The organism is Terriglobales bacterium, assembly GCA_035937135.1.
Classification (GTDB): Bacteria; Acidobacteriota; Terriglobia; order Terriglobales; family Acidobacteriaceae; genus DASYVL01.
Window position 1 is genome coordinate 1 of sequence record DASYVL010000160.1, and the last position, 9,778, is coordinate 9,778.

Genomic DNA, 9,778 nt, shown 5'->3' on the forward strand with positions numbered 1-9,778 from the left:
AGCTTGGTGCCGGAGGCGATGGGCATGAGTGCCGAGGATTATACCGTGTGGCCCGGGCGTCCCCGTCCCTGCGAATCCGGGTTCCAACCGGCGGCGGGCGGGAGTAAAATCCCAGTTTCTGTAGAGCCATCGAAAACAACAAATAGATGGGAGGGAGTATGTCGAAAAGAATGGCTGTGGTCGTACTGTTCGCCCTATGCGCGCTGCTGGCGCTCACCTGGACGACGAACTACAACCCCGTGGCAGCCGCCCCGCAGGAAGCGGGCGCGGCCATGAAGCCCACGCCGGCCCAGGGTTATAACGTCCACGTGCTGGCGCCGCATCTGGTGGGCGGCAAGGTCATGGGACCGTATCACCACTACTGCAAGGTGTACGCGCCCGACCCGCCGAAGATCGTCTGCCTGATCTACGAGTCCACCGAGCCCAACGCCATGCTGTCGCAGATCGAGTGGATCTGGGCCAAGAAGCTCACCCGCCCCCAGGTTCCGCTCAAGTCCTGGAACCAGAACTGGCACGACCACGCCATTGAGATTGCCGGCGGGCGCGTGCAGGTGCTGGACCTGCCGCCGGACCAGGCCAAGGGAGTCGCCGACCTGGTAGCGACCACCGACGGCCTCATCTACCACTTCCATTGGGACAAGGACCTGCCCAACGGCAAGATGAGCGTTGCCCAGGCCGTGGGCCATAAGCCCATGACCGCGGCTGAGTACAAGAAGTACTAGGGCAGTCTGTTCTCTTACATCCCGAGCGCAGCGAGGGAACCCTACCGGACCTCAAACGTTTCTTTGGGGGTAGGGCTCCCTCCGGCTTCGCCGTTCGGGATGTTTTTTATTCAGCAGGGGGATGATGCTCCGCTCACGATGGCAGAAAGAAATAAAGAGCCCCGAGGGTATGTTTCACCGATTCTCCTCGGCCAGTAGCTCGCGTTTGACCCTCGCCGACCTGCTACCTTCGCTTCCTTTCGGCTCCTGCGCACCTTGCGATGCGCCGGTTTGGCCGCTGACACGCGACGGGCGATCCTTTTTAAGCTCGGGCTCCGGGCTCACCGCCAACCGGGAAAACCAGTTAACGCCTCGGGGCTCTATCTTGCCTTTGACGATGTTTCTCGTTCTCCTCAACCAGCGGGTTGCTATAGACCCTTACCTGCCCTCCGTCCTTGCCCGAAAGCATGAACGGTGACTTGGCTCGAGCCCCGGACGCGCCGCCAACCGGAAAAACTTGAGAAACTGTCAAAGAACGTCTCCGAATCTACTCTATGCTGTTTTCCCGTCAACTGAAATCTAGCGCCTCTATCTCATTTGTTTTCAATCGAGTGCAGCTCGTCCACAGGGGCATGCCGGGAAAATGTGCAAGCCGGATGGCGCAACTGAGCGCGAACTTCTTCGAGCAGCGTTTCTTGGGGTTTGCGCGCAGCATTTTCGCCGAATGGGGCGCCGAGGCCCTTACTTCTCCGCTGTGCAAAAGTCGAAGTCGAGCGCCAACTATGCGTCCTTTCAAAGAATCCGCGGACGGGGGAACTGCCCCGCTGCGGCGGAGCGCAGGCCGTACAATCCCCAGCCGGGAGGCAAAATCATGCCTACATTCAACTACGGAAAGATTGTGGATACAGGCAGCAACCCGGTGGCGCGCATCGTGGTGGCTGCGGGGGTCCTGGTGCTGCTGATGGTCCTGTCCTTCTCCTCGGTGACCACGGTGAGCACCGGGCACGTGGCGGTGCTAACGCTGTTCGGCCGGGTGACGGGCGACGTGCTGCCTGAGGGCATCCACCTGATCAACCCGCTGAAGTCGGTGCGGGAAGTCTCGGTGCAGACGCAGCAGGTGAAGGAGACGGCCAGCGTGCCTTCGAGCGAAGGCCTGGTGGTGGGACTGGATACCTCGCTGATCTTTCATCTGGATCACAACAAGGCGGCAGAAGTGATTCAGAACATCCAGCCGCCTTACGAAGAAACGCTGGTGGAGCCCACGCTGCGCTCCACCATCCGCTCGGTGACCGCGGCGCACACCGCCAACGCGCTCTACACCAGCGCGCGCGAGCAGGTGGCGGAGCAGATCCAGATCGAGCTGGAGAAGGAGCTCGGGCCGCGCGGCATCGTGGTGGAGAAGATCCTGCTGCGCGACATCCAGCTCCCGGCCACGCTGCGCGCCTCCATCGAGCTCAAGCAGCAGGCCGAGCAGGAGTCGCTTGCCATGTCCTTCCGCCTGCAGAAGGAAAAGCAGGAGGCGGACCGCAAGCGCATCGAGGCCGAGGGCATCCGCGACTTCCAGCGCACGGTCGCCCAGGGCCTCACCGACCAACTGCTGACCTGGAAGGGCATCGAGGCGACGGAGCGGCTGGCCAACAGTCAGAACACCAAAGTCGTGATCGTCGGCAGCAGCAAGAACGGGCTGCCACTGATTCTGGGCCAGTAGCACGGTTTCCGTAGCGCCGCCGTCTCGGCGGCTGTCGCGCGGGCGTCCCGCCCGCGTCTCCGGCTGGCTGGGACGGCTGCTAGGATAAGCGCGTGGCGGCACTGCTCGAAGTCCGCGAGCTGACGGTGGAGTTCCCCGCCGCGGGCGGATTGTGGCTGCCGGCGGTGCGCGATCTGAGCCTCTCCCTCGCCCCGGGCGAGGCGCTGGGGCTGGTGGGGGAGTCAGGCTGCGGCAAGTCGGTGACCGCACTGGCCATACTGCGGCTGCTGCCGCCCCAGGCACGCGCGCGCGGTGGCATCTTCTTCGAAGGCCGGAACCTGCTGGACCTGAGCGAGGAGGAGATGCGCCAGGTGCGCGGGGCGCGCATCGCCATGGTCTTCCAGGAACCCATGACCGCGCTCAACCCGGTGATGCGCGTGGGCGACCAGGTAGCCGAGGCGGTGCGGGCCCACGGGAAGTCGGCCAAGGCGCAAGCGTGGCAGCTCGCCGTAGAGGCGCTGCGCGACGTCGGCCTGCCCGACGCTGAGCGCCGCGCCCGCGACTACCCCTTCCAGCTCTCGGGCGGCATGCGCCAGCGGGTGATGATCGCCATGGCCATCGTCAACCGCCCGCAACTGCTGATCGCCGACGAGCCCACCACCGCCCTCGACGTCACCATCCAGGCGCAGATCCTCGAGCTGCTGGCCGAGCTGCGCCAGAAGCTGGGGCTGGCCATGCTCTTCATCTCGCATGATCTGGCGGTCGTGTCGCAGGTGGCGGGGCGAGTAGCGGTGATGTACGCGGGAAGCATGGTGGAGACAGGCAGCTCGCAGGACGTCCTGACGCGCGCGCTGCATCCTTACACCCGCGGGCTGCTGGCGGCGGTGCCCACGCTGCGCACCGAGCGCGGACGGCCGCTCCAAGCCATCGAAGGGACGGTGCCGGCGCTGGGGGCGCTGCCCCCGGGATGCGCCTTCGAGCCTCGCTGCACCCTGCGCATCCCGGAGTGCGCCCGGGCCCTGCCCCCGCTGGCCGAGGTCGCCCCCGGACACTGGGCGCGCTGCCCGGTGGTGGCTGGAATGGAGGCCGGGGGAGGGCGCTGATTTATAATTCCTGTCCCTCGTGTAGAAGCCGGGTTGTGACCAGGGTCCTGTGCGCATACTGATCATCAGTGACATTCACGCGAACGTGGAAGGGCTGGAGGCCTGCTTGGCCGCCGCGCCCGCCCACGACCGCATCGTGAACCTGGGCGACATCGTGGGTTACGGCGGCAGCCCCAACGAAGTCACCGACCGCGCGCGCAAGCTGGGAACAGTGGTGGTCCGCGGCAATCACGACAAGGCCTGCAGCGGCGTGATGGGCATTGACAGCTTCAACCCCATCGCCGGCCTCGCCGCCCTGTGGACCAAGCAGACGCTCACCCCGGAGAATCTGGACTGGCTGAAGAACCTGCCCCAGGGGGCGCTCGAGATGCCGGACGTCCCCAGCGTGCACTTCGTTCATGGCTCGCCACTCGACGAGGACGAGTACATCATCGTGGTGCGGGACGCGGTCGAGCCGCTCTCCACCACCCCGGCCCCGCTCACCTTTTTCGGCCACACCCACATCCAGGGCGGCTTTGGCGTGGACGGTGAGCAGTGGGAGACGCTGCGCCCCGTCTACAAGACCCGCGACCGGGTGGAGACGGTCGAACTGCAGCTCAAGAAGACGGCCAAGTACCTCATCAACCCGGGCTCGGCGGGCCAGCCGCGCGATGGCGACCCCCGTGCCGCCTTCGTCCTGTTCGACTCGGAGGCCTACAAGATCAGCTACATCCGCGTGCCCTACAACATCCAGCTGGCACAGAAGCACATCACCGACGCCAAGCTACCCGAGCGCCTGGCCACCCGCCTGACCGACGGACGCTGACGTGCCTCGCCGCCCGCGACGTCCCGCACCGCACACCCAGCCGATGTTCGCGGCGCCGGCGCCGCGCCTCGCTCACGACTACGTTGTGGCGCGGATCGATGGCGGCGCCCGCGGCAATCCCGGCCCGGCGGGCTATGGCGTGCTCCTCGAAGACCGCGCTGGCCGCAAGCTAGCCGAGCTCAGCCACTACCTGGGGCCTCGCACCAACAACTTCGCCGAGTACTCCGGCCTGATCGCGGCCCTGGAATACGCGGCCGCCAATCCCCCCAAGGCGGTGAAGGTGCTGAGCGACTCTGAGCTGCTGGTAAAGCAGATGCGCGGCGAGTACAAGGTCAAGAGCCCCGACCTGCGGCCGCTCTACGAAAAAGCGAAGACGCTCTCGCACCGCCTCGAGTGGTTCGCTATCGAGCACGTCGCCCGCCGGGAGAACCGCGAGGCCGACCGCCTGGCCAACCAGGCGATGGACCAGGGCATGGGCCGCCCGTCGGCGGCGCCACCGGACAAGGATGACAAGCGGGAGTTGCGCGGAGTCGTGCGCGACGGCGTCGTGGAGCTGCTGGATGGAAGCTTGCCCGAAGGAACGCGCGTCCGGGTGCGGGTTCCTCCTTCGTGATCCCTTCGTGTCCTTAGTGGTTCGCTTTATGGTTTCGGCGTCAGTTCGCGCTTCACCGTCTCGCTGACCGTCTTCCCATCCACGCGCGCGCCTGCGGCCGCGAACTTCGCCATCACGTTCTTCATGACTGCGCCCATGTCCTTCCTCGCCGGGGCCGTCCCTGCGGACGCCATCTCCGCCATCACGGCGCGCACCGTGGCCACAATCTCCTCTTCACCGGCGGCCTGGGGCAGGTAGGCCTCGATGATGCGGATCTCGGCGGCCTCCTTGTCGGCCATCTCCTGACGCCCGCCCTTCGAGAACTGCTCCACCGACTCCTTGCGCTGCTTGATGAGCGTGCTCAAGACCTGTTGCGACTCCTTGTCGTCGAGCGCCGCGCGCTTTTCCACCCGCTTGTTCTCCAGCGCCGTCTTCATCATGCGCAGGCAGGAAAGCCGCAACTCCTCGCGCGCCCGCATGGCTTCGGTCATGTCTTTTTGAATCTGCTCGGTAAGAGTCATGGGCCCTCGATTATAGCGGTTGGGCGCGGCTTGGCTGTTCTGCCAAGAGGGGAACCGGCACCCCCGGCGTCATTTGATTCCCTCATCTTGCCGGGGTATCATTCGCGCCAACCTGCCAGCCTGTGGAAGACTCAGGCAGAATATCCCTATGGGATCTCTTCACCCGGTCGCGCTCGCGCTGCTCATCCTGCTGGTGGTGGGTCTGGTGGGCTTCATCATCCACTCGTTTCGCCAGGGGAAGACCTTTTCCGGATACCAGGAGCTGACCAAAGACGCCGAACAGATCGCCAAGTTCCTGGGCGGCGAGATCTTCCGCGACGGCAATGACCTGGTGATCTCCGGAAACTACCGCAAGATGCCGGCCATCGTCCGCTTCTCCTATGACGAGAACACGCCGGGGCTCAACGTGAATGGCAAGGCCAAGGCCACCTTCACCATGTCGGTGGCGCCCAAGGGAGAGCGCGCCGCCGAGGGACGCGTGCTGGTGCGCACCCCGGATGACATGTTTGACGCGCGCTTCCAGACCCGCACCGACCATCCCACCCAGACCAAGATGTTCGTCGGCGGCAAGTTGGCGATGCAGCAACTGCAGAAACTGTGCTGCTCCCCGCGCACGTTCTTCACCATCACCACTGGGGCCATGGAATTGAGCGAGCTGACCATCCCCACGCCCTACACCGGGCACCACGTGACCGACCACCTGGAGTCCATGGCTAAGCTGGCCCGGGCGCTGGAGGACATGCCGGGAGCGGAGACCATCAAGGTCCACAAGCTGGAGAAGGACCGCAGCAACATCATCCGCGCCGCCATCGTGGTCGGCATCATTGCGGCGGTGATCACGGTGTATGCGGCGACCAGCGGACCGCGCGACGCAATCTCGGTGCATGAGCTGGCCGATACCGAGGCCCCGCCCGCCGGGATGATGCCCGTGGACGCGGCCCAGATCCAGAGGCTCAAGGACTGGCGGGTGGCGACCCCGGAGGATTTCGGTCCCACCGCCCGTTTCTGGCTGCGCGACAACGGCCAGGACCTCAGCGGCCGCAGGGTCGGTGATTTCTCCGGCCGGAACAACCAGCGTGACGTCGCCTACGTGCTGGCGAGCCCGCAAGGACAGCGGCGGGTGATCTTGATCGTGGATGGCGTGAATCTCTACGACGCCGAGTATCCGACCATCGTGGGCATGGCCCGCGTGCCTAAGGAGGCCATCGCCGGCATCGACTGGGGCAAGTACCCGCCGCAAGGGACGCCGGACGGCGACGGATTGTTGATCATCCGCACGCGCGAAGATCCCACCGCCGGCCTGGTGCTGTTCGTCAACGAGCGGCGCATCGTCTCGGCCGTTCCCGTCGACTACACCCAGATCCGCCTGAGATAGTCATGCTGCGAAAGACGCGGCTCTTCACTCCCGGTCCCACGCCGCTTCTGCCCGCCGCCCAGAACGCACTCGCCGGCCCCAGCCTGCACCACCGCACCGCCGACTTCCGCGCCCTCTACAGCCGCGTGCTCGCGGACCTGAAGATTTTCATCGGCACCAAGAATGACGTCATCGTGTTCGCCTCCTCCGGCACCGGCGCCATGGAAGCTTCGGTGTCGAATCTGACTTCGCCCGGCGACCGCGTGCTGGTGCTGACCGCCGGGAAATTCGGGGAGCGCTGGCGGGAGCTGGCTACCGCTTACGGCTGCGCCGTCGATGTGGTGGAGGCGCCCTACGGCCAGACCTTCCTGCTCGACGCCGTGCGCGACCAACTCAAGATAGACACCCGCGTGGTTTACATGCAGGCCACCGAGAGCTCGACCGGCGTCCGCCACGACGTCCTAGGCGTGGCCCGCTTGCTCAAAGATAGTGGCGCGCTGCTGGTGGTGGACGCCATCACCGGCCTGGGTACCACGCTCTTCGACGTGAACGCTTGGGGCGTGGATGTGATCATCGGCGGCTCGCAGAAGGCGGTGATGATCCCGCCCGGCCTCGCCTACTGCGCGGTGAGCGAGCGCGCCTGGCAGCGCATGGAGTCTGCAACCTCGCCGCGCTACTACTTCGATCTGCGCAAGGAGCGCAAGGCGGCGGCCAAGGGCGAGTCCGCCTTCACCCCGGCGACGTCGCTGGTGGCGGCGCTGGCCGCGGCGCTCGACTACATCCGCGCCGCCGGCGAAGGCGACCTGGCCGCCGGACGCGACGCCCTCATCCTCAACGCCGAACTGGCCGCGGCCATGACCCGCGACGCAGCCGAGGCCCTGGGACTCCGGCTCTTTGCCCGCTCCTCGCCCGCCGCCGCGCTCACCGCCATCGAGCCTCCCGCGGGCGTGGATTCCGGCGTGCTGGTCAAGGCCTTCCGCGAGAGCTTTGGCGCCGTGGTGGCCAACGGCCAGGGAGAGATGAAAGGGAAACTCTTCCGCATCGCGCACCTCGGGTACTACGATTACCTCGACACCATCGCCATCCTGGGCGCGCTGGAGCAGGTGCTCGCCCGGGTGGGCGGTCCGCGACACGTGGAGTTCGGCGCCGGCTTGAGGGCGGCGCAGGCGGTCTACGCCGAAGCCGAGGCCCGCGTGTCGGCGGCTCACTAGGAATCAACTGCCGCGGCCGAGGGCGGCCGCGCCACGCAACCAAACCACAGCCCAGGGTGGCTGTGCCGCACTGACGTACCCGAATCCATGAAAATCGTCATCGCAGAGAAGGTCTCCCCCGCCGCCGAGGCGCTGCTCAAGGAAGAGTCGCGCTGGGAGGTAGTCACCTCGGAGCAGATCGACGGCAAGCTCGCTTCGCATCTGGAGAACGCGGACGCGCTCATCGTGCGCTCCGCCGTCCAGGTCACGAGCGCGACGCTCGAGCATGCGCGCAAGCTGCGCGTCATCGGGCGCGCCGGCGTGGGTGTGGACAACATCGACCTGGAAGCCGCCACCAAGAAGGGCATCGCGGTGATGAACACGCCCGGGGCCAACGCCGTGGCCGTCGCCGAGCACACCTTCGCCCTGATGCTGGCGCTCGCGCGCCACCTCTGCCGCGCCGATGCGCTCACCCGCGCCGGGCGCTGGGAGAAGAAGTCGCTGCAAGGGACCGAATTGCGCGCGAAGACGCTGGGCATCGCCGGCCTGGGCCGCGTGGGCATGGAAGTCGCGCGCCGCGCCCGCGCCTTCGGCATGGAAGTCATCGCCCACGATCCCTTTGTCCCAACCACTGCCGCCCGCGAGCTGGGCATCAAGCTGGCCGGCCTGGACGAGGTTTACGCCGCCGCCGACTACTTGACGCTGCACGTCGGCCTGACGCCGCAGACCGCCGGCATGATCAACGCCGCCTCGCTCGCCAAGATGAAGAAGGGCGTGCGGCTCATCAACTGCGCCCGCGGCGAGCTGGTGGAAGAACCCGCGCTGGCCGAGGCGCTGCGCTCCGGTCACGTCGCCGGGGCTGGCGTGGACGTCTTCACGGAAGAGCCGCCCAAGAACTCGCCGCTGCTCGCGCTCGAGAACGTCATCGCCACGCCGCACATCGCCGGCTCCACGCGCGAGGCGCAGGAGGCCGTCAGCTACCAGATCGCGCTGCAGGTGAGGGAGTACCTCAAGCGCGGCGTCATCCAGAACGCGGTCAACGTGCCCTCGGTCTCCCACGACGAGTACGCGCAGATGCAGCCCTACATCGTGCTGGCCGAGCGCCTGGGCTCGTTTCTCGCGCAGGCCAGCGAGGGCAGCCCGGAGGAGATCTCGCTGCGCTTCTCCGGTGCGATCGCCGAGTGGAAGACGGACCTCATCCGCAACGCCGCCATCAAGGGCATCCTCAACCAGACGCTCTCGGAGAAGGCCAACCTGGTGAACGCAGCTTCGATCGCCGCCGAGCGCGGCCTGCGCCTGCACGAGGCCAAGCGCTCGAAAGTCCCCGGCGGCGGCGCCGGCAACGTCCTTTCGGTGATGATCAAGACCTCCGCCGAAGAGCGCCTGGTGAAGGGCACGGTGCTGCACGGCAACTCGCCGCGCCTGCTGGCCGTGGACGATATTGACATCGAGGCGCCGCTCGAGCGCAACCTCATCTACCTGCGCAACAAAGACGTGCCGGGCGTGATCGGCAAGGTCGGCACCATCCTGGGCACGCATAGCATCAACATCGCCAATTTCTCGCTCGGCCGCCGCGAGCGCTCGGGAAAAACGCCGCCCGAGGCCATCGCCGTGGTCCACGTGGATGGGCGCGTCCCGCCGCTGGTGCTGGAAGAGCTGCGCCAGATCGAAGCCGTCACCGTGGCCAAGGCCATCCGGCTCTGATGCGTGTTATCGCCGGCAAATTCCGCGGGCGTACGCTGCGCTTGCTGCGCCGCTTGGACCTGCGGCCCACCTCCGACCGCCTGCGCGAGACGCTTTTCGACGTGCTCAGCGGCGGCGAGCC

At 66.4% G+C, this 9,778-nt stretch carries 10 protein-coding genes; 9 read left to right on the forward strand and 1 reads right to left on the reverse strand.

The genetic code is table 11. The features are described 5' to 3' along the window. The first annotated feature begins 170 nt into the window (after positions 1 to 170). The 5 genes from VGQ94_09310 (at position 171) to VGQ94_09330 (ending at position 4,909) form a co-directional block, all read left to right on the forward strand. Positions 171 to 722 carry a DUF1264 domain-containing protein gene (locus tag VGQ94_09310; GenBank protein ID HEV2022716.1) on the forward strand — a complete coding sequence of 184 codons (552 nt, stop codon included), beginning with the start codon at positions 171 to 173 and terminating at the stop codon, positions 720 to 722. Positions 723 to 1,572: 850 nt separating this feature from the next. Then, positions 1,573 to 2,409 (forward strand): prohibitin family protein, encoded by an 837-nt coding sequence (locus tag VGQ94_09315; protein HEV2022717.1) that lies wholly within the window; start codon positions 1,573 to 1,575, stop codon positions 2,407 to 2,409. A 92-nt stretch (positions 2,410 to 2,501) separates the two neighbouring features. After that, on the forward strand, positions 2,502 to 3,491 hold the full coding sequence (locus VGQ94_09320; GenBank protein HEV2022718.1) for an ABC transporter ATP-binding protein: 990 nt from the start codon (positions 2,502 to 2,504) through the stop codon (positions 3,489 to 3,491). 49 nt (positions 3,492 to 3,540) lie between these two features. After that, positions 3,541 to 4,296, forward strand: a complete 756-nt coding sequence (locus VGQ94_09325) for a metallophosphoesterase family protein (GenBank protein HEV2022719.1) — start codon at positions 3,541 to 3,543, stop codon at positions 4,294 to 4,296. A 1-nt stretch (position 4,297) separates the two neighbouring features. Beyond that, positions 4,298 to 4,909 carry a ribonuclease HI family protein gene (locus VGQ94_09330; GenBank protein HEV2022720.1) on the forward strand — a complete coding sequence of 204 codons (612 nt, stop codon included), beginning with the start codon at positions 4,298 to 4,300 and terminating at the stop codon, positions 4,907 to 4,909. 26 nt (positions 4,910 to 4,935) lie between these two features. Here VGQ94_09330 and VGQ94_09335 read toward each other — a convergent pair whose 3' ends face one another. Further along, entirely contained in the window at positions 4,936 to 5,409 is a 474-nt protein-coding gene (locus VGQ94_09335; protein ID HEV2022721.1) for a GatB/YqeY domain-containing protein, read from the reverse strand. A 148-nt stretch (positions 5,410 to 5,557) separates the two neighbouring features. Here VGQ94_09335 and VGQ94_09340 point away from each other — a divergent pair, with 148 nt between their 5' ends. The 4 genes from VGQ94_09340 to VGQ94_09355 form a co-directional block, all read left to right on the forward strand. Then, on the forward strand, positions 5,558 to 6,784 hold the full coding sequence (locus VGQ94_09340) for a hypothetical protein (protein ID HEV2022722.1): 1,227 nt from the start codon (positions 5,558 to 5,560) through the stop codon (positions 6,782 to 6,784). A gap of 2 nt (positions 6,785 to 6,786) precedes the next feature. Then, entirely contained in the window at positions 6,787 to 7,974 is a 1,188-nt protein-coding gene (locus VGQ94_09345) for an alanine--glyoxylate aminotransferase family protein (protein ID HEV2022723.1), read from the forward strand. Positions 7,975 to 8,061: 87 nt separating this feature from the next. Next, on the forward strand, positions 8,062 to 9,657 hold the full coding sequence (gene serA, locus VGQ94_09350; protein HEV2022724.1) for a phosphoglycerate dehydrogenase: 1,596 nt from the start codon (positions 8,062 to 8,064) through the stop codon (positions 9,655 to 9,657). After that, the coding region (locus tag VGQ94_09355) for an RsmD family RNA methyltransferase (GenBank protein HEV2022725.1) at positions 9,657 to 9,778 on the forward strand (122 nt) is incomplete at its 3' end. The genes serA and VGQ94_09355, both read left to right, overlap by 1 nt.

Excerpts from the sequence above, each read along its gene's own strand:
- VGQ94_09315 (HEV2022717.1), top strand. The coding sequence starts at position 1,573 with ATGCCTACATTCAACTACGGAAAGATTGTGGATACAGGCAGCAACCCG.
- VGQ94_09310 (HEV2022716.1), top strand. The coding sequence starts at position 171 with ATGGCTGTGGTCGTACTGTTCGCCCTATGCGCGCTGCTGGCGCTCACC.
- VGQ94_09340 (HEV2022722.1), top strand. The coding sequence starts at position 5,558 with ATGGGATCTCTTCACCCGGTCGCGCTCGCGCTGCTCATCCTGCTGGTG.
- VGQ94_09345 (HEV2022723.1), top strand. The coding sequence starts at position 6,787 with ATGCTGCGAAAGACGCGGCTCTTCACTCCCGGTCCCACGCCGCTTCTG.
- VGQ94_09335 (HEV2022721.1), bottom strand. The coding sequence starts at position 5,409 with ATGACTCTTACCGAGCAGATTCAAAAAGACATGACCGAAGCCATGCGG.
- serA (HEV2022724.1), top strand. The coding sequence starts at position 8,062 with ATGAAAATCGTCATCGCAGAGAAGGTCTCCCCCGCCGCCGAGGCGCTG.